A 21,592-nucleotide genomic window follows, 5' to 3' on the forward strand; every position below is an offset into this window, starting at 1 on the left:
CACTTTTTGAACAGCCTGCCGCGAACTGCGGGTAGACATCGCAACAAAAAGAAAATGCCGGGATCCGGCGACAGCAAGGAGCGGTCGCGCTTCACCGTAGAATGCGGCCCGTGGCTCCGCCTGCGGCATGCGCGTCGGCTTCGACAGGTCGAAGCTGACGCAAAAAAGCAATGTCATATTTCGGTCGACCTGCCCCATGCTTCGGAGCTGCACTCAGGAGAATGTCCGCTTGCTTCGAAACTGCAAAGGATTAACAGGCGCCGTTCGGGCACGCGCAAGCCGCCTGCTGCGTTGGTATGGCACGCCGAAGGTCAAACCTTAATCATCGCGAAGTTCACCCTGTGCCGTCGGATCGTGAGCGGAGTAGCAGGTATACTTTGACCAGGGTCCGGTTTGTGTCGCGTAGCAATCAACGCCCTCAGTATCCTCCATGACGGTATGATCATATACTGCCGAGAATCCGCGCTCGCGAATTCGCCTGATCTTGCCTTCGAGGTCAGACGGTATGGGGTCGGGAGAGGGCCCCGGAAAAATGCTCCAGATGAGACCACGTCCAGGCTTCTCACTGAGAAAGCTGATGAGATGCGGCCTCGGATCGGAGTATCCCTGATAATCGGGAACGAACTCCCGGACCCTTACGTCGGCTCCGGCGCGGGAAAAATAAAAGCCGAACACTTTGGGATGCAAAAATTCGGGGTAGGGAGTTGGGAAGCCCTGATCGAGGATGAAAAGGACTTCCGAGACTCCAGCGTCCTTCAAGATCGCGCTTTCGTGCTCCCATGTCAGGTGTTTGTTAATTTCTGTAGAGTTTTGGACCCCCCAGATCAAGGCACCTGCAAAGAACACGGCAACTGTCGCGTAGCGTGCGCATAAGCGAGTGCTCGGCATTGCGTCGATGAACCATATCAAGCCGAGGAAAAGGCCAGGTGCAAAGGGGAACAGGAAGCGAGGCATGAAAGTAGGTCGAAGTACTGCAATGCCGAGAAAAAGGCATAACCCAAGGAAGCTTACCAAGGCGGTCAGGAATAGCGGGGATGATCGGATGGAGTTGCGCAGGCGCGCTATCCACAACAACGCGACGTTGGTCACGCGATAGCGGCCCAGCGTGCCTTCATCAGCCGCGTTTTTGGCATCGATGAGAAGCGCCGCACCAATAACGCAGACCAGGAGGAGGGCGACATAGATTTCGCCTGCCAGGAACTTCAACGCACGTCCGAGATCGAAGAGCGACAACGGCTTGAGCCAGAAGTTCTGGGAAGTGGTTATGTGCAAAATGGCTTCGTAGTGGCTCAGGAAGACCGCGGCAACTGGCGTGTAGGCAAAACCTGCAAAGGCAATCGCGAGGGGCCGCGTTCGCCAAAAAAGAAGAAGAAGCGACACCCCCTGGACTGCTGACATGACCAAGGTCGTGTAATGGTTCAGTCCGAGAAACAGCCCCGACAGCGCCCACCCGGTGATGTCCCCGGTCTCGCCTTTGCCCCGTAGCGCACGAAAGAAGAAAACGGTTTGCAACACGGAACCGAGCACCGTGAAGGCGTAGCTTCTCGCCTCTTCGGCGTAATACAAACTGGGAATCCACAGCGCGATGATGATCGTGAACAAGGCCCTTTGATGCAGTGGCATCCGTCCGCGCAACAGCATCCATGCCATTAATGGCGCAGCGGCGGTGGCAATCATGCCAGGCGCACGAATTGCAACATTAGACACGCCGAAGAGTTGCCCCCACCCCCAGATAGTCAGGTAGTAGAGGGGTGCGTTTACATCGATCCCCAGAATCTCACGTGCCCCGCGCCAGTCCTGCAGTGCAATCGTCGCGGTCCACACCTCGTCATACCAAAACGCCTCGTCTGAGTTGACGAGCCAACGCAACATTGCCCCCATTGCAATGGCGGCAAAGACGCAAAATAGGGTGAACTTCCTGTCAATTCCGTCCTTGGGTTCTGAAGCGACACTGTTACCATCGATGGGATTGTTCTGAATGTTATTACCTGGCTCGACTTTGAGAACACTCACCATTGCCCCTGATCCCGCCATCGTTATTCAGGACGCATTTGTAATATTGGCAAACATAGAGATTTATTGCCGTTATGGATGCAATTTTGAACGCGGTCTACACGTCTGGAGCTCCCGCGGTGCGCTACCAAGTTTTTGAACATCGCTGTGGCCAGTTCGAGACGAATTTCCATATGTGCCAAAGCTTTGTGCGGCCCAGCCGCCCCCGCTGCAACGCATCATAATTCGTCGAAACTCACACGATGGTGGTATCGTTTACTTCGTTTTGCGCGCTACGCTTCGTCAATGAGCGCAAAACTCACACGATGGTGGTATCGTTTACTCCGTTTTGCGCACTACGCTTCGTCATGAGCGCGTGATCTGCTCAGCTCTGCAACCTGCAGAGTGGGCGAAGCGCAAATGGCGCAAGAATCGATACATGTCGAAGTTGCGGCGCCGCAGCCGGCTTGCCGTCGCCCGCTCGTTGTTGATATGGACGGGACACTGGTTCGTTCAGACCTGTTGATAGAAACCGCCCTGTCGGAGTTTGCACGCCGACCTCAATCTGCGGTCGACATGTTAAAAGCACTGAGGCTTGGCAAGGCTGCGTTAAAACAGTGCGCTGCTTCCTCGGTAGAGTTCGACGCGTCTGCGCTTCCATACGACGAAGCTGTGCTCAAAGAGATTGAGGCGGCGCAGAAGGACGGGCGGCAAGTCTACCTTGCATCCGCCGCTTCCGAACGCATCGTCAGAGCTGTTGCAGATCACTTGGGCGTTTTTGATGGGTACATCGGGTCGGATGCGACCACGAACTGCTCGGGCAAGACGAAAGCAGCCAAGCTGGTCGCAGTGTTCGGCGAGGGAAGGTTCGACTACATTGGCAACGATGCCGACGACCTCGCTGTCTGGTCAAAATGCGGAACGGCAATTGCAATCCGCACATCTGGACGGGTTTCCAGAAGGCTTGCGGCAATGCCTGTCGAAAAGGAATACCTGCCCCACCAGAAACCAAGCTGGCGGACATGGGCGCGCCTTTTGAGGGTGCACCAATACACGAAGAACCTTCTGCTGCTGGTTCCGTTGCTGGCTTCCCACCAGTTCACTGCCGAGAACCTGATCGAGCTCGGAATCGCATTCCTCAGCTTTTGCCTTTGCGCTTCGAGTGTCTACATTATCAACGACCTCGTTGACCTTCAGGCCGACAGGGCGCACCCGACCAAGCGGCATCGACCGCTGGCGGAGGGCAGAATCCAACTGATCCACGCGTTGCTCGCCGCGCCGCTGCTTTTAATCGCGTCATTCATCCTCTCTACTGGTGTGTCTCCTGCCTTCTTTGCCGTCCTCTTTGGGTACTTCGTCCTTACCACGGCCTATTCGTTCTACCTCAAGCGCAAGATGCTCATCGACGTCGTTACGCTCGCGATGCTCTACACGGTGCGCATCATTGCCGGGGCTATCGCGATCGGAGTGCACGTCTCTCCGTGGCTTCTGACCTTCGCCATCTTCATTTTCTTGGCGCTGGCGCTGGTCAAGAGATATGCCGAACTTGCCACACGCCTAGATCTCCAACTGTCCGAGCCTTCGAACCGGAACTACAAGTTCGAGGATCTCGGCGTGGTTGCCGCGTTTGCAGCGGCCGCGGGCTACAATTCCGTCACCGTGTTCGCGCTGTACATATCCTCGCCGGACGTGAACGTGCTCTACCAACGGCCGCAAATGCTCTGGTTCGTCTGCCCCGTGCTCATCTACTGGACCAGCCGTCTGGTGATGATTGCTCACAGGCGCAGCATGACCGAGGATCCGATTGTGTTTGCGATGACCGACCGCAACAGCCTGCTGTCATTCCTCATTGCCGGGCTAGCTGTCGTGGCGGCGGTCTAGGCAACGCGAAATGGTGTAACGATATGCGTTCCCTTCAATTCACAACATACGCGACCCGTTATGCGGCTTTCGCAGTCATCGCGACGGCAGCCAACCTCCTGTTGCAGGAGGCAACAGTTCGCGCCGCACCGTTTTTCACTCTCTTCGTTTCAATCACGGTCGGCACCGTCGGGGGATTTGTCGTCAAATATGTTCTCGACAAAAACTACATCTTCTTTGATCCGTTTGAAGGCAGGTACCAGGAAGCCCGCAAGGTAACGCTCTACGGGGTGTTCAGCGTACTAACGACGATTATCTCCTGGGCCTTCGAAATAGGATTCTGGCACATTTGGGGGACGTCTCTTGCCAAATATTCGGGCGCGATTCTCGGACTTGCCATCGGCTATGCAACCAAGTTCGCCCTCGACAGCAGATATACCTTCCGTTCCGGGAGGCCACAGTGGAGCTAAGCGGGTGGGGACGGTATCCGAGGCACAGCAGCAACGTCGTCAGCCCGGGATCTCCTCGCGAACTGGCGATGCTGCAGCGGCACATACCGACCTACGTGGCGCGAGGCAACGGACGCTCATATGGCGACGCCGGTATCGGTGCAGGAGTGACGCTCGATATGCGTCGCTTCGACCGAATGAAGGGTTTCGACGAAACCTCGGGCTTACTGACAGTCGAAGCTGGTGTGTTACTAGCTGACCTAATCGACAGATTCCTGCCTCGAGGGTTCTTCCCTGCCGTGGTACCGGGCACGCGCTTTGTCACGATCGGCGGCATGATTGCTGCGGACGTTCACGGCAAAAACCATCATTGGGTCGGGGGCTTCGGCGATCATGTAGAAGCGCTGAAACTGATGTTTCCCTCGGGACAGACGGTCCGATGCTCCCGGGATGATAATTCTGACCTCTTCAAAGCTACGATTGGGGGGATGGGCCTGACTGGAACGATTGTCGAGGCTACGATCCGGTTGATCAAGGTCGAAACAGGATGGATGAGGCAGAACACTGTACGAGCCGAGAATATATTATCGGCCGTGCAGCTACTGACAGCTAATGAAGGCGCCAGCTATGCCGTAGCTTGGGTCGATTGCCTTTCCAGGGGAAACGCGCTTGGCCGCTCGCTGGTTTACCTCGGCGAACATGTCAGCCTTGACGCTCTCCAGGAAAGAAACCCGGGTGCACCGATCTACCCGAATACCCGTGGTCGCGGGATTGCCGTGCCATTGGATGCCCCGGGCTTTCTTCTCAACAGGCACTCCATCCGAGCCTTTAATGCGCTCCGTTACGCCCGCGCCCGCACCAAGGATGAACTGGTGACGTGGCAATCCTATTTCTTCCCCCTGGACGGCCTTGACCAATGGAACCGGCTCTACGGCCGCCGCGGGTTCCTGCAATACCAATTCGTTCTCCCCCATCAGACAGCGTCACGCGTCTTGCCTGAAATCATGGGAGAAATTGCCACAACGAGGGACCCGTCGTTCCTTGCCGTCCTCAAGACGTTGGGCAAGGGTGGCGGCCAGCTTTCATTTCCTATGCCGGGAGTCACGCTGGCTCTCGATTTTCCCGTATCCGACAGCATCTTCTCACTTCTGGATAGATTGGACCGCTTGGTCGTCGAAGGGGGAGGGCGGCTCTATCTGGCTAAGGACGCCCGCCAGCGGCCCGAAACGTTCGAGGCGGGCTATCCGAACCTTTCTGTATTTCGTCAGCAGCGCCGCGCGATTGGGGCCGAAGGACGGCTCGCATCGATGTTGTCGAAAAGGATCGCAGTATGACGACACAACCGGGAACCGCCTTGATCATAGGCGGCACTTCGGACATAGGGAGGGCAACGGCCCTCGTCTATGCCGAGCATGGCTGGAAAGTGATCCTTACGGCCCGAAACGACGAAGAAGGCCTGCGGGAGGTCAACCACCTTCTCACCGCCTCGCAGGCCAAGGCCGAACTTTGCCGCCTCGACATCTTGGATACGGAGTCGTTCGGGCCGTTCATCAATTCACTCGGCACATTGCCCAATACAGTCGTCTGCGTGGTGGGAATGCTTCCAACCCAGTCGAGAGCGGTTGCCGACACGGCATACGCCTCACTGTCACTCCGTACGAATTTTGAGGGACCCGCAATTCTCCTTGGCATGCTGGCGGACCGATTCGAGAAGCGGGGCACCGGCACCATCGTTGGTGTCAGTTCGGTCGCCGGAAACCGCGGCCGCGCCTCCAACTATGTCTACGGCTCCGCCAAAGCCGGATTGACTGCTTTCCTGTCGGGGCTTCGAGGTCGATTGTGGCACTCAGGCGTGAGGGTGGTGACGGTCATGCCGGGTTTCGTCCGGACCCGAATGACAGACGGGATGAAACTGTCACCATTTTTAACGGCAGAACCTGATGAAGTAGCCGAAGCCATCTACGAGGCTGCGGAATCGCGGCACCGCGACATCATCTACGTGAGAAGAAGCTGGCGTCTTGTCATGGGGGTAATCGCCGCGATGCCTGAGGGCGTTTTTAAGCGGGTCAAGTTCTAGGGGCATTGTGCAGATGAAGCCATTGCGCGCCGCTGCTGGCGAGATAGCTTCGGCAAAAGGGTTCGAAGCCTGCAACGATATTGCCGCCCCAGCGCTCGAATTTTGCGTACAGACTATCTGGATTTCTTATCCTGAACGATGTCCCGCGTCGCTGCAATGTTCGTACTATCCAAACGCAAGTCAAAGCGATCGGTTCACGCCGCCGCTGGGTTGGACCTAGCGTCATGCAGGTCTCGTTCATCGGTCTCTTAGTTTGCACTGGAATATTGCTTCTAGGATGCTATTTCCGGGCTCCATTAATCATCGGGCTCATTGTGTCGCTGACATTCGGTGCAACTGCCGTTGTTACGCTAAGTTCGCTTGGGGGATCGTCGCCACTCATCTTCACGTTCTTCGCTGCGCTTCTGGTGACTGCCGTCGCCTTCAGGCGACGAATTTGGCGGCACCTCGGCGATGTATTCGGCGAAATCCGACCGATCTGGGCCCTCTGCGGGCTGATGCTCTATGCCATGGTCGGCGCCTGGTTGTTCCCGCGCTTCTTCGCGGGAGATACTATTGTCTTTGTACAATCGACAATGCGACGCGGAGTCGTGGAGGCTCCGCTTGCACCCGTGTCGGGCAATATCTCACAAACCGGATATTTCGTTTTGGGGGGCCTCACTGCTATCGCCCTGTGCGTTCTGCTTCTGCACAAGGATAGAATGGACCAAATTCGGCGCGCATTCCTTCTCTCATGCGGTCTCCACTGCGGGATGGGATTGATCGACCTAATCGGCAAGCTAGCAGGAGCAGGAGATGTCCTTCGGCCGATCCGCACAGCCAACTACGCGATGCTCTCAGAAGTTAAGACGGGTGGTTTTTGGCGCATTACGGGTGCCGCCTCCGAGGCATCGGCCTTCGGCGGCGGATCACTCGCCTGTTTAGCATTCTGTTATGTTTACTGGCGCAAAACTAAGTCGCGGCTGGCGGGGGGGCTGGCAGTTCTGGTGCTTGTCCTTTTGGCCCTTTCCACGTCTTCGGTGGCCTATGTGGGACTAGCCATACTGAGCATTCCTGTTGCGATCTCTATCTTGCGCTCATTCCTTTCCGGCCGCTTCGACAAGACCGAAATCTTGATCCTCACCGTCGTTTCGCTTGGTGTTTGCATGGCCTTGGCGATTGGCCTTTATGATGAGGGTTTCTTCACTCCATACGTCCAACTACTTGATTCTATGGTTATAAATAAGGGAAATTCCTCCTCTGGCCAGGAGCGAGCCTACTGGAATGCTAAAAGTATGGAGGCGTTCTTCGAGACGAGCGGTCTCGGTGTAGGCTTGGGCAGTTCGCGTGCATCTAGCTGGCCGATCGCAGTTGCGTCACAGCTTGGCTTGGTCGGCGGCCTGATGATGGCAGTGCTCTTGGTGGTGGTTTTTCGGGGCATGGGAAGCCTCAAACAGTATATCGATCCAGAAACCAACGCAGTGGTGTCAAGCGTGCGAGCTTGTGCTCTGGCTTCCATTGTTGCCGGCTCTCTTGCCGGTGGGAGCGCCGATCCGGGTATCGGCTTTTTCATTGCTGTTGCGGTCATCTGCGCAACCAGGGTCCGTGCTCTAGGCGCAAGTACGCCCGACACGCGGCTCCCGACGCAGGACTCCTAGTTCGGCCCGCGACCGGCGGGTCGGATCGCCTGAAGGCTCCTGATACGGAGATCCCTGTCAAACGGCGTTGAAGATTGACCCCTTATCGGCGTGCAATATTGACCCCTAAGGTCGGTGAGCTGATCCGATCCGTCGAGGCTGCTCGGGGTTGCGCACCTGGGCGGTCGTGTCTCACCACGCGAGGAGGCAAGAGATGTGCCGGTATCACCTGCTCCCGACCCACTGCCGGATCTCGTCAGCCAATTGCTCGAGAACGCCCATCGTCCCGGCGGGGAGCGGGTCCGGAAACCGTTGCTCGGGATACGCGAGCGTTCCCCCCAGATGGACCGGCTGAACGCAGGGCATCTCGTGCTGTTCGAAAAACTTGATCATGTTGTCCGCGCATAGGCGCACACTCGGATCGTCCGCGGGATCGGTGGCGCCGTTGACGATGACCGCTCCGAGTTTTCCTTTGAGCTGTTGTCCGTCGCGCCACAGGGGATCCGATCTGTCAAGCAAGACGACGCCCAGGGCCGGCGGCATTCCGAAGCAGGTGGGAGTAGCCATCAGAATCACGTCCGATTCTTTCATGAGTGACAGAACACGATCGATCCCGTCGCCGTGGTATCCGAACGTTTGATAACACTGCTCGCACCCGAGACAGTCGATACGCTCATCGGCCAGACGCACCTGTTCCACGACCTTCACCCCCCGATCTCTCTCGAGCGAGCGAAGAACCTCGCCGAGCATCCGCGCTGAGTTACTGGACGCGCGTGGGCTGCAGTCTATTCCAATGATGGTCGTCGCTTTGTCCATGTGAGGATCCCTAGTAAGGCGTGACAGCTCGATACCGAATGGCACGGTGCGACGTTTTGAGTATCCCCACCGATGGCTTCAAAGTCGACGATACTCGCTCTTTACCTTTGAATTTTCCGGATCACAATATTGACCCCCTAAGGTCGGTGAGCTGATCTGATCCGTCGAGGCTGCTCGGGGTTGCGCACCTGGGCGGTTCAGCGGGTTGGGGTTCAGGCGCGGTTCTTGAAGCGCCAGCTCTCGTTGCCGGTCTCGACGATATCGCAGTGGTGAGCGAGCCGGTCGAGGAGCGCGATGGTCATCTTGGCGTCACCGAAGACCAACGGCCATTCCCGAAAGGTCAGGTTGGTAGTGACGATGACCGAGGTCTGCTCGTAGAGGCGGCTGACCAGGTGGAATAGCAATTGGCCACCCTGGTACTTGATCGAGCGAGCCTGCTTCTCGGCGATCTCGGAGGTGAGCAGGTCGGCCGCGACGCGTTGGGGATCGTGCTGGCGCTTGATGGCGGTGGCTATGATCTCGTCGTAGGCATTCTTCATGCCGTAGAGCTTGTGGTCAGGATCTTGGACCGTTCCATCATATTGCCCTCCTCAGGCTGTCGTAGCGGGCACAATCGGCCACTGGTTCACTGCGCAACCGTAGGGCTTGTGGCGTCGTCATGATGGTCACTGGCGCGGTGGGTTCACGCTGCCGGGCCAGGATGTTGAGGATGACGTCGGCCGAGCAGACTCCTTCCCGCAGGGCTTCGGCGCAGGCGGCTTCGACCGCCTGCAACCCATCCTGCAGCACCGCCGTGAGGATCGAGACCATCTGCCGATTGCCATCATCGAGAGCGGCGAGACGACGCCTGATCTTGTCGATGCCGGCAGGCAGCACCCAGTCCTTGAAGGGAGCGCCATTACGCAAAGCCCCGGGCTTGCGGGCCAGCACCGGCACGTAGTGCGAACGGATCGAAGGTCGTCTGGTCGCGACCGAAAGAGCGGGGATGCTCGCCGACCATCCTGCCGTCCTGGCGCAGCTTGATGTGATCGGCATGGGCCCTGATCTCGACCGGTCGGCCGACTGCACTTGCCATAACCGAGTATCGGCTGTTGTCGAAGCGCACCAGGCAGGTCTTGGACACCGATGCCGTCACGCCGTGGAAGCCATCGAAGCGGCCGACATATGGCACCAGGTTCGGCCGCTCGGTCTCGAACACCTCCCAGATCGTCCGGTCTCGGAGTTCGGGATGCCGATGCGCCCGGGCATAAGCCATGGCTTTATCGAGCAGCACAACGTTCAACTCGTCATAGCTCTTGACCCGCCGACGCGGCGTGAAGAAGCGCTCGCGCACCAACCCCACCAGGTTCTCGACCTGGCCCTTCTCCCAGCCCGAGGCCGGAGTGCAGGGGACTGGGTCGACAAGATTTGCCCGCAGGTCTCCGACTTCACCTACGTCGCGACCTGGACGGGCTTCGTCTATGTCGCCTTTGTCATCGACACCTTTGCGCGAAGGATCGTTGGCTGGCGGGTGAGCCGGACGGCGCATGCCAGCTTCGTTCTGGACGCTCTGGAACAAGGCTCTCCAGGATCGGCGGCCCGTGCAGGGAGGCGGGCTCATCCATCACAGCGATAGAGGCAGCCAATACGTCTCTATCAGATACACCGAGCGCCTGGCGGAGGCCGGCGTCGAGCCTTCGGTGGGCAGTGTCGGCGACTCTTACGACAATGCTCTCGCCGAAACGATCAACGGTCTTTACAAGGCCGAAGTGATACATCGACGCGGACCCTGGCGCTCATTCGAGGCCGTCGAGTTCGCCACGCTCGAATGGGTCGACTGGTTCAACAATCGCCGGCTGCTGGAGTCCATCGGCAACATGCCGCCGGCCGAAGCCGAGGAACGCTACGACGCCATGTTGGATGAACCAGCCATAGCCGCGTGACTCAAACGAAACAGCTTCGATCAACTCGGGGCGGTTCACATTTACGGGCGCCGGCTCTTTGCAAAGGTGTTGCTCCCGCGCCGCGCTGGCAGAGTTGGCAAACAAAAGCGAGAGGAAAGCAAGAGCAATACGCACTGTTGTCATGTCGGCATCTCGGAAATTTGCCCGGTGGGAGATCGCAGATTGTGGATACCCAGGAAGCGGCGTTCGAAAAATCGGAATGAAAGTTCTGCGGCGACAATCGTCAGAAGGTATGCCAACAAGAACAACGCGATCCACGTATGGATTGGCCTCGGGTTCGCCGAAAAGTCCATTATCGGAGAGAGGGCCAACTTGGCCGCGACGACCGCAATCGCATGGTAAATGTATGCGCCATATGAAATCTCTCCAATATGTTGGAGAGATTTCAGTCTCAAAAGCCAGTGAACGGAACGGTGCTCCACAGCGGCAAGGCTTACAAGGCCGCCAGAGGCAGCGGCTAGCGCACTGTAAAGGAATACTTCGCGATACTGCCCCCACAGGATTCCGGAGAGGACGTTTTTTAGGATGTCGATGCCCCGCGCTTGCACGACATAGTAGTTAATGCTTGTGTAAAGTATTACATAGATGAAAAGTAAGCAGATTCCAACTATTGCAACAAATGGAGCTTTTCTTTGGAGCATTCCATATTTACTTAAAAAAGCTAGCAAACAGCCCGTCGCAAAGGCGTCGGTATGAAGAAAAGATCCAGCGTAGACCGCGTACGCGCTGGTTTCGGCACCCCATCCGATTCTGGTTAGGCCAATCGATACGGCCAGGCGCAGCACAGGCGCCAAGATGAGCATAGAAAGTAGCAGCAAGACTACGGTGCGGCGGGACATCAGGAACAGCGCAAAGCCGTAGATGACGTAGAACTGCATCTCCACTGAGATAGTCCACAGGTGCCCGACGGGCCAAGAACCAAGCTCACCTCGCCCAAGCGTCATGGCCAGATTGTTGATAAACCCCAGTAGCGAGCCAAGAGCGATCAGGTCGAGGCTACTCCCACTCACAAGGATGGTCACGACACCTGCGCAGATGTAGGCGAAATAGACAGGGACGATCCTAAGTGCGCGCCTGCGAAAAAACCCTACCAACCTCTCTAGCGCCGGTTGATCGCTTTCCCGGCTTATCACCGTAAGGGTAACAACGTATCCGGAGATCACGAAAAAGAGCCACACACCCGTCCATCCAAATGGTAACAATCCGCAATGCTGTGCCACGACCGCCGTCATGGCTAAGCCTCTCAATGCGTCAACTGGGCCAACTCGCTGGCTGTTTTTCGGCATGTACGGAGACATCATCGACTGCGTTGGCATGCTCATATTCCTTCGGTCCGAGCTTCTCCCTCCTGCTCAGGTGGCTGAAGGCGCTTTTGTGGCTTCTCCTCGTCGCCTCTCAAAGTCGTCTGCCTCATCCTGCCAAAAATCCGCCGGGAGGCTACGGAATGCCTACAGTGTCGCCGGCGGTCTCTGCCTTGAGTTCTATTCCCGGCGCCTCATGCCGCTCGGTCGATGTCAGGTCCAGCGCGCCCGTTTCATCCTCAGCCAGTGGTATTTCAACCTTGATCGTGTCTCCGGGCTCGACGGCACTCGTTTCGTCAGCTTGGATTTGCACTGTCGCACCGTCCGCCGACGGCCGGAAAATCGTGTAGATCGGCGCAGCCAGCTCCGCGTCGGCTCGGCGGGCAAGAAGGCTCGGGGCAGATACCGCGGACTCGTACAATAGCCGCCTTGTCGTCTCTGTCTTGCTTTCGAGAGCATCGAGCTCAGCTTGCGTTTGACGCAGATCGACCGTTATCTCATTTTCGCGCCCATCCTGGAGCTCGAGAATTGATATGTCAGTTTTACTGATTTCCTGGCGCCCGCGCAGCAGACTGGTTTCCGCCGACAACCTCTCGCTCTGCGCCTGGGCAAGGGCCCGCTCCAGAGAAAACTCGCGCGGCGCCGCCGCAAGCCCTTTGGCGACAAGCGCCGAAACCGCTGTCAATTCCTTCTGGATTGAGCCGATCTGCTTGTCGAGGAAAACGAGTTGCGCTTCCAGCGAGGCAAGTTCCTTCTGGAGGAACTCGCGGAGACCAAGAAGCGCCTTGACCTGAGTGTCCAATCCCTCGCTGCGCGCCTGGAAGATCAAGCGTTCCTGCTTCAAGAGCACGGCAAAGACGTCGTCCTGAATACGCGACGTCAACTGGGCCGGAAACTGAATGTCGCTGGCATGCGAGAGTTCCGCCTCGAGCCGCGCCTTGCGTGCGAGGAGACTGGCCTCGCTCAGTCTGAGCAGGCTCACATCCCCTTGGCCCTGGATCACTTCGCGCTCGAACCTGGCGTCCCTGTCCTCTCGAGTCCGCAACCCGCCCGCGATGCTCAATGCCTGCAAGACGGTCAGCCCGGGCCGGTATGCGAATTCTCCCGACTGCGTCACCTTGCCGACGACGTAGAACGGTCGGAACTGGACGATTTCAACAGCGGTGTTCGGTTTTCGCGAGAGGCCGACACTTTTCATGAGGCTGTCGCCGATCGAGTTCGCGATCTCACCGGTGGTGAGTCCGGCAGCCTTGATTTCGCCGACCAGCGGTAGCGAAACGGAGCCATTGGGACCGACTATGTATTCGTCATTGAGAGCATCCCAGCCAAAAATCTTGTCGCGTGATGCACGCCATTCGTAGACCTTGACGCGGAGCTTGTCCTGCGGGCCGAGCACATAGTCTGTGGGGTTTGCAGCCGAGGCACCCAACATGCAGGCCAGGGACATCCCCGCATACACCACGACGTGGAGAATGCGCCAACCGTCGCGCCGAGCCGACAGGTTGCCCAGGCGCCGAACTCGATGATTTGAACGAGCGCCGCTGTCGACGGAAAAAGGCAGTTCCTGGAGCATCTCTTACCTCTGCACTAGATCTTCAGATTCTACTCGGGCTCCACCCAGCCCCTTGCGACTGTGAAAGAAGCCGAGTCACTTGTTCCTTGCGACCAAACGTTGCGACGATCACGACCACTATCATCGACGATCAACTCTCCTCGCGGGCAATGGGTACAGATACGGCGCGCGACCACTGCTTGCGAAGTGAGCGCGCCATGATCCTAATCCGCCCGTCGCGCCGATACAGCCTGCGCATAAGGTTAGCGTTGATGCGTGCTTAGGCCCATCGAAGTAGGAGGCGTACCTCGTTGGAGTACATCGGGCCTCGGGAGGGTGCGGCGCTTAACCCGATAGGCAGCTTGTTTGGACGGGGCGGACGACACACAGTCGCTGAGCATCCGGGCAACAAAGAATTCCGGAAAAAGGTGCCAACATTCCGGGAGGGCAATGCATGCGCCATGTGCGACAGCCGAAAGCAACCACCATGGTGGGCCGGGATACCAAACATTTGCGATCGATCAGCAAGACGCCATTTGCCGGCATCGACCGCAACGCGCGCATCGCCGTCGTGCATGATTGGTGCCCGAACTTTCGGGGAGGGGAGCAGGTCCTTGCCCGGATCTGCAAGATTTTTCCGAGAGCCGAGGTTTTCACCCTGTTTGATTTTCTCCCGAAGGAGATCAAGGAAGAGTATTTTCCAGGCGTAATTTTCCACGTTTCCGGCATGAATCGACTTCCCTTCGTGGAAAAGTACTACAGGTCACTATTCTTTCTCTGCCCGTTTATGATCGAACAATTTGATGTCACGGGTTATGACGCGGTAATTTCCTCTTCGGCCGCATTCTCTCGAGGCGTTCTGACCCGCCCGGACCAACTACATTTGTGCTATGTACACAGTCCGGTGCGATATGCGTGGGACGAGCAATTCTCCTATTTGCAGCAGGCCGGCTTGGGATTTGGGCCGAAGGGTCTCGTCTTTCGCTACATGCTTCACAGGCTGCGGACCTGGGACACGCGAACGGCGCACGGTCCTGACCTGATGCTGGCAAACTCGAATTATGTCCGCTCTCGAATTGAACGGATTTACGGCCGCGACGCGCGGGTCGTCCATCCGCCCGTCGCCACCGAGGATCTTAAACTCGTCGTCAACAAGGATGACTACTACGTCACGGCCGCGTTCCACGCCCCGTATAAACGTACGGATCTGATAATCGAGGCGTTCAGCAAAACCCCGTCGCGTCGCTTGGTTGTCGTCGGCGACGAAGTACAATCCAGGCATTTGCGATCGCTTGCCGGCCCCAACATAGTCTTCACCGGCTATCTGCCGCGGCATGAATACATCGAAAAAATCGCCAAGGCTCGTGCGATGGTGTTCGCCGGATGCGAGGACTTCGGGATAACGCTTGCCGAGGCCCAGGCGTGCGGCACGCCATTGATCGCTTTCGGCCGCGGCGGCGCGCGCGACATTGTCCGGCCGCTTGGCGAGAGCGCCCATCCGACAGGTGTGCTCTTCGACCGTCAGGCCATCGATTCCGTAGCTGGGGCCATTGATCTATTCGAGAAAAATGCGCTGTCCATTACGCCGCACGCCTGTCGCGTGAACGCGACCCGGTTCTCCGAGGAAAGGTTCGACCTGGCGATACTCGACGCCCTTGGCCTGGCCCAGTCTGTCCAACTCGCTCGCGCGACCGAGTACAATGAACTCTTCGGAGCCGAGAGCTCGACGCGCGATATAACCGGTTCACTTGTCGAGCCAATTTTACAATGAATACAGTAGACCTTCACATGGCAAGCAACAGAAAAGCGCTTCGACCGGCCGCGTGCCCGTGCTGCTCGGCGCCGGTCAGCCGGTCAATCTACCGGGTCGAATCCATCCCGGTGCATAGTTGTGTCCTGCTGAACTCGGCCCGAGACGCCCACGCCTTTCCCCGCCGCGACCTTGACCTCGCATTCTGCGACGCATGCGGATTCATATTCAACAGGGCCTTTGACGAGACGATCATGGGTTACTCGACCAATTTCGAGGAATCCCAGCATTTTTCCAGCACCTTCAACAGTTTCGCGAAAGGACTTGCACGCGAGATTGCACAAAAATGTGCGATAGCCGGCAAGCACGTGTTGGAGATCGGCTGCGGCAAGGGTGAATTTCTCCGCGAACTTTGCATATCGGGCGGCGCCACCGGGCTCGGTATTGATCCAGCCTATCGAGCCGACAAAGGCCGCAATGATGAGTACGGCGACGTCAAGATCATCGTCGACTATTTCGGACCGGACTACCAGCATCTCCAGGCGGATACGGTCCTCTGTCGCCACACGCTCGAACACGTCAGCTCGGTGTCGAGTTTCGTGCGGCTGATCCGCAAGATGATCGGCAAAAGGACCCAGGATTGGGCGGTCTTCGAGACGCCTGATGCAAAACGTGTGCTCGTGGAGAGCGCGTTCTGGGACATTTACTATGAGCATTGCTCCTATTTCAGTCCTGGCGCACACGCACGCCTGTTTCGCCAGGAAGGTTTCGACGTTACTGATCTGGAGCTCGTCTATGACAACCAGTACATCGTTCAGTACGCCCGGCCGTCAGCCGGCCGGACGATGCCGAGACTACCGCTCGAGCACGATCTGGAAGTGATGCACCGTTTGGCGGAAACCTTTCCCGCTCGCGTGCGTGCGGTTCAGGATTTCTGGCAGGAGCGCATCCGCGCCGCATACGCCGCCGGCCGGCGGGTGGTCCTGTGGGGCGGCGGCTCCAAGGCAGTGTCGTTCCTGACGACCTTGCAGCTTGGAGACGAAGTCTGGGCAGCAGTCGACATCAACCCATACAAGCAAGGCAAGTTTACGCCCGGGACCGGTCACCCGGTCATCGCGCCAAGCGACTTGTTGGACGCTCCCCCTGATCTCGTCATCGTCATGAACCCGATATACCTCAACGAAGTGGCGCAATCCTTGATTGCACTGGACCTGCGGCCGGAAGTCGTCGCGGTCTGACATCCACCCCAGAAGGAGCCTGGAAATGGAACATTCCAAGTCGCCAAAGGTATCCCTTGGTTTACCCGTCTACAACGGCGAGAATTTCCTGTCCGATGCGATTCAGTCGATCCTCGATCAAGACTTCGGCGATTTCGAACTTGTCATCACCGATAATGCTTCGACGGACAGGACAGCGGATATATGCTTGGAGTTTGCGCAGCGGGACAGGCGCATACGCTATGTCCGAAACGTTCGCAACCTGGGAGCCGGTGCCAATTTCAATCGAGCTTTCCAACTGAGCACAGGGGAATATTTCAAATGGTGCGCGCACGATGACCGCTTGGGCAGTGGTTTCTTGACAGACTGCGTGCGTGCGCTTGACGCGAATGCCCGCCACGTCATTGCCTACCCGCGACTGCTGGGGATCGACGAGACCGGTCAGCTAACTTCCTATGTCGAAAGGGTGCTGCCGGATATGGGAGGATCGACGCCCGCATCCCGCTTCCGGTTGATGGTTGCTGCGCACGGTTGGGACGCTGCGATGTTCGGCCTCTGGCGCCGGGCGTCGTTAGCTAAAACGACACTGCACGAGCCCTACTACGGCTCCGATTGTGCGCTTCTGGCCGAGATGGCTCTTCTCGGGACGTTTGTTCATGCGCCCAACGCGATACTATACAGCCGTGACCATCCGACGCGCTCGGTGCGATTGCCAAGCTCCGAGCGATTGGCTTGGCAAAATCCTGATGGCTCCACGGCGAATGCCTTTGAATTGTCAAGGCGGCTAAAACACCTCGTCGCAATTGCCTATCGGCACAGGCGCACAGCACCGTTGGGCATGACACTGCTTCATCTGGTTGCGTGGATCTTGGATCCGCTGCTTATCGCGAGATTGTTCCTGGAACTTGTAGGCGCTGTTTCTCCGCAGCTTCGTGCCAAGCTCCGCGGCGCCGGCTTGGGGGCTCTGAAACGCATTCATGCCGGTTCAAACCGATCGCCTGCCTAGAAACGAGTGGTCCGCCGGGAGGCTTTGTATGAACCTTCGCCAAGTCACGCCCGCGGCCGCAGCAGTGTCAGCCTTCCGAAAATTGCCGGAGAGCTCGGGCAAGAGAAATCTGGTGATCGTCCGGGCGGGGCGTAGCTCTTTGCATGCCGGCTGGACTGAGGGGGCGGGCGACGCCGACTTCGATCTTCTCGTCGCCGCCTACGAGGCTGGCGTCTCCCATGGACAGAACGATTTCAGCGTATTTCTCCCGGGGCGCAAGATCGCCGGCTATCATGCCTTGTTTCAATGCTACCCTGAAATTGTGACGCGATATGATCTCATTGCCCTGATCGACGATGACATCGAGACGACGAAGCTGGACTTGAATCGTCTGTTCGCCATCGGCCGCCGCTATAAACTTGATCTGTTTCAGCCAGCACTGTCTTGGGACAGCTATTTCTCCTACGCAGCGACGCTTGTCAGCGGCAAGCGATACGTGTTGCGATATACCAACACGGTCGAGATGATGTGCCCGGTGTTCAGCGCCAGATGCCTGCAATCGGCGTTGAATTTGTTCGGGCTCGGCTACGAGACGGGAATAGACCTTCTTTGGACCCGCCTGACTGACACGCCATGGTTGCGGTACGCCATCGTTGACGATGTCGTTGTAAGACACACGCGGCCGGTGGGGACAACAAAGTCGCTTCAAGGTTTCGCCGCCAACGAGCCTTATGACGTGCAGATGGATGCGGTGCTGAAGAGGTTCGGCGCTGCGTTTCGCGGGTTCGTAACCTATGCAGCGGTGGACCGGCGCGGGCAGCTCATCCGGTCTCGCTTTCTGATCGGCCTTAACTCCCTGTCCCTTTGGCGGGCGCTGTCCAAGACGCCGCTTAGATGGCCGCAGTTTACGCGCCGCTCGACCGACTATACGCGACACTGCTGGCTGAGGCCGGTCAACCTGCAACGGATCGACGTCGATGGAGTGATAAAGTCAGGCCATCAGCCGCAAAGGGTGGATCGCAGGATCAGGCAACGATGATATCGGGGGCAAGACCAAGCTCGTGTGCCGCCTGGGCAACTTCGTCTCGATAGAGCGGGTTCATCACGATGATTGACCGCACGGGTCGGCCGCGCAGGCCCTCCGGCCCAACCACAGCTGTGCCTGTGCCTGGAGCAAAGCGCCCTTGCTTGTGCGGGTTGACGTCGACGAGAGCGCTCATCCGCGCGCCCTCGGGAACGACCTTGACGAAAGTGATGCCCTTTGATCCCGCACCCCAGACCACGGTCTGCTCCGGATCCCGCGTTGCAAGGTAATCCCGCCACCAGGCGACTTTGTCACGATAGGTCTGGTCGAAGCGACGGACCAACGCATCAATCTTTCCAGGTCTTGAAAGACCAGCGGTCATCCCGGTTTCGGGAGGCTTGCTTCGATGAAGAGGTATTGGTCACGGTCGCGTCCCTAGGTTAGGTGGTGTAGCTCGGCGGTAGCGAGGCCGCTCGCGAGCGGCCCTCGATAGCGCTGTAGCGAGCGAGCGGCTTTGCGGTGGTCATCGACAGAACCTGCGCGCTCGTGGAGAAGACTCCGGATTCCGATCTCTTGCGCGAGATGATTGGATTGGCTTTGCCGCCGAGCGGCTGATGGAGCTGGAGGTTGGGGCCGCCACCGGCGCCGGCCATGGCGAGAAGAACCCGTTGCGCATGGCCCAGCGCAACGGCTATCGCGAGCGCGACTGGGAGACGCGCGCCGGCACCGTCGAGCTGCCCATCCCCAAGCTCAGGAAGGGCTCCTATTTCCCCGGGTTCTTCTAGAGGTCGCGCCCGACACCAAACTAGCCGCGAAGCCTGAGGAACAAGTCTCGCGCATTGAACAGGTCAGAGCGCACCAGCACGAAGAGAGCCGTACAATAGACAGCGGCTCCAAGGACAATTGCGCTAATAAGAAGCGTCTCCTGCGCAGCGTGCTCAGGCGCCCTGCTTAGCCACGCGCTGACGGCGCCGAACATCAGGAGGGCGGCGAGAGCCAGTCGTGGGAAGATCTCAAGGGGTCTCAGCACGTCGATACGCGCGATGCGCTGAGCGTAGAAGAGGAAGACTGGTAGGAGGACCAGGCCGCAGGCTACGAGCGCCACCATCGTCATCTCAAGACTGATCTGCGCAGTGACGGACAACAGCATCGTTGCGACGACAGAGTAGGCAATGTTCAACTTCAGGATCAACCTGGAGTGACCCATTGCAAGGATCGTAAACGCGCAGAGGCTGTCAATCGTGCGTTGCAGGCCCAGCAGCATGAGAATCTGGACAGCGACGACCCCGCTGGCCCATTGCGGGCCGAAGATAAAGGGAACCGCGATCGGTGCGATCGCGGCAAATCCGATGAATGCAGGAAACCCTGCTATCCCGGCGATGCGGACGGTCGTGTTGAAGAAACGGTCGATCTTGTCGGGTTGATCTTGTATCCGTGACACGGTGGGCATAGTGACAGCCATCAGCGGACTGAGGAATACTTGCACCAGAAGGTCGAGCGGACGACGGGCGAGAGCATAGACTCCGACCGCGTGGGGGCCGAGGAACGTGCCGAGTAGGACCTTTGGAATTTCCTCATTCAAAAAACTCCAAAAAGTCTGGACGATAAGCGGGCCGCCAAATCCTAATAGGTCACGAACCTTTGCATAGGAGAAGGTCAGACGGGGCCGCCAAGAACTGCCAACGAGAAGGACAGCGGTTTCCACAGCCGCTTTTGCAAGGTGCATCCAAATCATGCTCCATACGCCGAAACCGGCTATTACCAAGACGATGCCGAGTGTGCCGCCGACGACGGTGCCGGCAAGTGTACGCAACGCGAACAAGCGGAACTCGAGTTGGCGCTTCAACACAGCCGCAGGTACCGACGAGAGGGCCTGAATTACGACGACCACGCTGCTCCAGCGGATGAGATCTTCGAGAATGGGCTGTCCGAACGCTGCAGCAATCAAACCGGCAGACATCCAGATGAGCCCGCTAATCACTGCGCCGCTCGCGGCGAGAAGCCAGAAGGCCGAGTCAAAGTGTAAGGACTCAATTTTAGGGTGCTGAATGAGTGCCTCCGGTATTCCGATCGTGACCGGAACAGCAAGAATGACGGGTACAACCATGGAGAGGGCGGCGAGGCCGAATGCCTCAGGTCCGAGGTGCCTGGCCAATACGACAAAAATGGCAAACATGGCTGCTTGCCGCCCCCATGTTTCGACTGCTGTCCAAGCTGCGCCGCTGACAATCTTCGCGCCGATCGATGTCATCGCATGTCTCTTTGCCCGTTGGAGGACGGAACTGCGACCTTCGATCGCGCAGTCAAGGCTTTCCGTCTTCGTCTCACGGCTGCGCCGTTAGCGATCTGGCCTGGTCTACGTGAATAAAAAGGAGAGCCGTCGATCTCTCTCCGGCCATCGTTTATCGAGCTGGAATCTCGCGAACGCAGAGTCGTCGCGGGACACAGATGGCGTTTCGCATGTTTGCTCGTCATTCTATTCCACCATCCACAAGCACGCATGGCTGAGGATGCTGTGGTTGGCGAGGAAGGGTGGCTGCATCCAGTTCTTATTGGTCATAGGCAGCTCCTCTGGAAATCCTCTTTGTAGCGCAATCAAATTAGGCGGTGTTGGCTGATATCCTGATGATATCGCTGCGGCCGCGTTGCCGGGATGCGAATTCGTTCGAGTGCATCTTGCAAACCTTACGCCGGAGCGTGGGAACGTAAACGTCCCCAAACGACGTATGTCTTACGCACCCGTGGCAGTTTGGTGCAGTCCGATTACCGATGGACCATCCCGCGTCCCACACGCCCATCCGCGCAGGCGATCAAGAAGCGGGGGCTACCTCTTTAAGCGCTGGCTGATATTCAAGGGCAAACGAGGTGCGCCGCGGCAATCAAAGTGAGAGCCCCTCTCTGCCAGATTGTCGGGCTATAACGAGGCGAGAATGTCCGATGACCCTTGGTGGAATGGCCATGTTGATCTCGACCGGCACGGTCATTGGACTGTATCCCCCACCAATCCCGT

Annotated in this window: 16 protein-coding genes and 3 pseudogenes; 11 read left to right on the forward strand and 8 right to left on the reverse strand. The window is 58.0% G+C overall.

Annotated features, from left to right (window positions below):
* Positions 1–318 precede the first annotated feature (318 nt).
* Positions 319–2,016: a glycosyltransferase family 39 protein gene (locus BLT09_RS00740; RefSeq protein ID WP_167366277.1), complete on the reverse strand. Its 1,698-nt coding sequence runs from the start codon at positions 2,014–2,016 to the stop codon at positions 319–321.
* Positions 2,017–2,412: 396 nt separating this feature from the next.
* On the opposite strand from BLT09_RS00740, the gene BLT09_RS00745 reads away from it, so the two are divergent.
* The 5 genes from BLT09_RS00745 (at position 2,413) to BLT09_RS00765 (ending at position 8,015) form a co-directional block, all read left to right on the forward strand.
* A complete protein-coding gene (locus tag BLT09_RS00745; protein WP_091590009.1) occupies positions 2,413–3,873 on the forward strand; it encodes a UbiA family prenyltransferase in 1,461 nt (486 codons plus the stop codon).
* Positions 3,874–3,896: 23 nt separating this feature from the next.
* Positions 3,897–4,322 carry a GtrA family protein gene (locus BLT09_RS00750; RefSeq protein ID WP_091590011.1) on the forward strand — a complete coding sequence of 142 codons (426 nt, stop codon included), beginning with the start codon at positions 3,897–3,899 and terminating at the stop codon, positions 4,320–4,322.
* Between the two features lie 68 nt (positions 4,323–4,390).
* On the forward strand, positions 4,391–5,635 hold the full coding sequence (locus tag BLT09_RS00755; protein ID WP_236473090.1) for an FAD-binding oxidoreductase: 1,245 nt from the start codon (positions 4,391–4,393) through the stop codon (positions 5,633–5,635).
* A complete protein-coding gene (locus BLT09_RS00760; RefSeq protein ID WP_091590014.1) occupies positions 5,632–6,378 on the forward strand; it encodes an SDR family oxidoreductase in 747 nt (248 codons plus the stop codon). The genes BLT09_RS00755 and BLT09_RS00760 overlap by 4 nt, the downstream gene beginning before the upstream one ends.
* A 224-nt stretch (positions 6,379–6,602) precedes the next feature.
* Positions 6,603–8,015, forward strand: coding sequence for a hypothetical protein (locus BLT09_RS00765; RefSeq protein ID WP_091590015.1), 1,413 nt, complete (start codon positions 6,603–6,605; stop codon positions 8,013–8,015).
* Between the two features lie 204 nt (positions 8,016–8,219).
* Here BLT09_RS00765 and BLT09_RS00770 read toward each other — a convergent pair whose 3' ends face one another.
* The 3 genes and pseudogenes from BLT09_RS00770 to BLT09_RS00780 form a co-directional block, all read right to left on the reverse strand.
* Positions 8,220–8,810, reverse strand: coding sequence for a flavodoxin family protein (locus tag BLT09_RS00770; protein ID WP_091590017.1), 591 nt, complete (start codon positions 8,808–8,810; stop codon positions 8,220–8,222).
* A gap of 212 nt (positions 8,811–9,022) precedes the next feature.
* Entirely contained in the window at positions 9,023–9,349 is a 327-nt protein-coding gene (locus BLT09_RS35430; RefSeq protein ID WP_091590018.1) for an ATP-binding protein, read from the reverse strand.
* 37 nt (positions 9,350–9,386) lie between these two features.
* Positions 9,387–10,215: pseudogene (locus BLT09_RS00780) on the reverse strand (Mu transposase domain-containing protein); the annotation flags it as partial.
* Positions 10,216–10,227: 12 nt separating this feature from the next.
* Here BLT09_RS00780 and BLT09_RS00785 point away from each other — a divergent pair.
* A pseudogene (locus BLT09_RS00785) lies at positions 10,228–10,732 on the forward strand (IS3 family transposase); the annotation flags it as partial.
* 140 nt (positions 10,733–10,872) lie between these two features.
* Here BLT09_RS00785 and BLT09_RS00790 read toward each other — a convergent pair.
* Positions 10,873–12,069 (reverse strand): acyltransferase family protein, encoded by a 1,197-nt coding sequence (locus BLT09_RS00790; protein WP_167366278.1) that lies wholly within the window; start codon positions 12,067–12,069, stop codon positions 10,873–10,875.
* Between the two features lie 121 nt (positions 12,070–12,190).
* Positions 12,191–13,627 carry a polysaccharide biosynthesis/export family protein gene (locus BLT09_RS00795; protein WP_091590021.1) on the reverse strand — a complete coding sequence of 479 codons (1,437 nt, stop codon included), beginning with the start codon at positions 13,625–13,627 and terminating at the stop codon, positions 12,191–12,193.
* 466 nt (positions 13,628–14,093) lie between these two features.
* Here BLT09_RS00795 and BLT09_RS00800 point away from each other — a divergent pair, with 466 nt between their 5' ends.
* The 4 genes from BLT09_RS00800 (at position 14,094) to BLT09_RS00815 (ending at position 18,597) form a co-directional block, all read left to right on the forward strand.
* Entirely contained in the window at positions 14,094–15,377 is a 1,284-nt protein-coding gene (locus tag BLT09_RS00800) for a glycosyltransferase (RefSeq protein ID WP_413468403.1), read from the forward strand.
* A gap of 233 nt (positions 15,378–15,610) precedes the next feature.
* On the forward strand, positions 15,611–16,594 hold the full coding sequence (locus BLT09_RS00805; RefSeq protein WP_167366279.1) for a class I SAM-dependent methyltransferase: 984 nt from the start codon (positions 15,611–15,613) through the stop codon (positions 16,592–16,594).
* 25 nt (positions 16,595–16,619) lie between these two features.
* A complete protein-coding gene (locus BLT09_RS00810; RefSeq protein WP_091590026.1) occupies positions 16,620–17,579 on the forward strand; it encodes a glycosyltransferase family 2 protein in 960 nt (319 codons plus the stop codon).
* Between the two features lie 28 nt (positions 17,580–17,607).
* Positions 17,608–18,597, forward strand: coding sequence for a DUF707 domain-containing protein (locus tag BLT09_RS00815; RefSeq protein ID WP_139172465.1), 990 nt, complete (start codon positions 17,608–17,610; stop codon positions 18,595–18,597).
* Here BLT09_RS00815 and BLT09_RS00820 read toward each other — a convergent pair.
* Positions 18,584–18,925 (reverse strand): hypothetical protein, encoded by a 342-nt coding sequence (locus BLT09_RS00820; protein WP_236473091.1) that lies wholly within the window; start codon positions 18,923–18,925, stop codon positions 18,584–18,586. The genes BLT09_RS00815 and BLT09_RS00820 overlap by 14 nt on opposite strands.
* Positions 18,926–19,101: 176 nt before the next feature.
* Between BLT09_RS00820 and BLT09_RS00825 the strand changes: the two are divergent.
* Positions 19,102–19,361: pseudogene (locus tag BLT09_RS00825) on the forward strand (transposase); the annotation flags it as partial.
* Positions 19,362–19,387: 26 nt separating this feature from the next.
* On the opposite strand, the gene BLT09_RS00830 reads toward BLT09_RS00825, so the two are convergent.
* Positions 19,388–20,833, reverse strand: coding sequence for a lipopolysaccharide biosynthesis protein (locus BLT09_RS00830; protein WP_091590029.1), 1,446 nt, complete (start codon positions 20,831–20,833; stop codon positions 19,388–19,390).
* Positions 20,834–21,592 lie beyond the last annotated feature (759 nt).

This window comes from Mesorhizobium muleiense (genome assembly GCF_900099905.1).
Lineage (GTDB): Bacteria > Pseudomonadota > Alphaproteobacteria > Rhizobiales > Rhizobiaceae > Mesorhizobium > Mesorhizobium muleiense.

Coding starts and splice junctions, on each gene's coding strand:
- BLT09_RS00740 (WP_167366277.1), bottom strand. CDS start 2,016: ATGGTGAGTGTTCTCAAAGTCGAGCCAGGTAATAACATTCAGAACAAT.
- BLT09_RS00745 (WP_091590009.1), top strand. CDS start 2,413: ATGGCGCAAGAATCGATACATGTCGAAGTTGCGGCGCCGCAGCCGGCT.
- BLT09_RS00750 (WP_091590011.1), top strand. CDS start 3,897: ATGCGTTCCCTTCAATTCACAACATACGCGACCCGTTATGCGGCTTTC.
- BLT09_RS00755 (WP_236473090.1), top strand. CDS start 4,391: ATGCTGCAGCGGCACATACCGACCTACGTGGCGCGAGGCAACGGACGC.
- BLT09_RS00760 (WP_091590014.1), top strand. CDS start 5,632: ATGACGACACAACCGGGAACCGCCTTGATCATAGGCGGCACTTCGGAC.
- BLT09_RS00765 (WP_091590015.1), top strand. CDS start 6,603: ATGCAGGTCTCGTTCATCGGTCTCTTAGTTTGCACTGGAATATTGCTT.
- BLT09_RS00770 (WP_091590017.1), bottom strand. CDS start 8,810: ATGGACAAAGCGACGACCATCATTGGAATAGACTGCAGCCCACGCGCG.
- BLT09_RS35430 (WP_091590018.1), bottom strand. CDS start 9,349: ATGAAGAATGCCTACGACGAGATCATAGCCACCGCCATCAAGCGCCAG.
- BLT09_RS00790 (WP_167366278.1), bottom strand. CDS start 12,069: ATGCCAACGCAGTCGATGATGTCTCCGTACATGCCGAAAAACAGCCAG.
- BLT09_RS00795 (WP_091590021.1), bottom strand. CDS start 13,627: ATGCTCCAGGAACTGCCTTTTTCCGTCGACAGCGGCGCTCGTTCAAAT.
- BLT09_RS00800 (WP_413468403.1), top strand. CDS start 14,094: ATGGTGGGCCGGGATACCAAACATTTGCGATCGATCAGCAAGACGCCA.
- BLT09_RS00805 (WP_167366279.1), top strand. CDS start 15,611: ATGGGTTACTCGACCAATTTCGAGGAATCCCAGCATTTTTCCAGCACC.
- BLT09_RS00810 (WP_091590026.1), top strand. CDS start 16,620: ATGGAACATTCCAAGTCGCCAAAGGTATCCCTTGGTTTACCCGTCTAC.
- BLT09_RS00815 (WP_139172465.1), top strand. CDS start 17,608: ATGAACCTTCGCCAAGTCACGCCCGCGGCCGCAGCAGTGTCAGCCTTC.
- BLT09_RS00830 (WP_091590029.1), bottom strand. CDS start 20,833: ATGACATCGATCGGCGCGAAGATTGTCAGCGGCGCAGCTTGGACAGCA.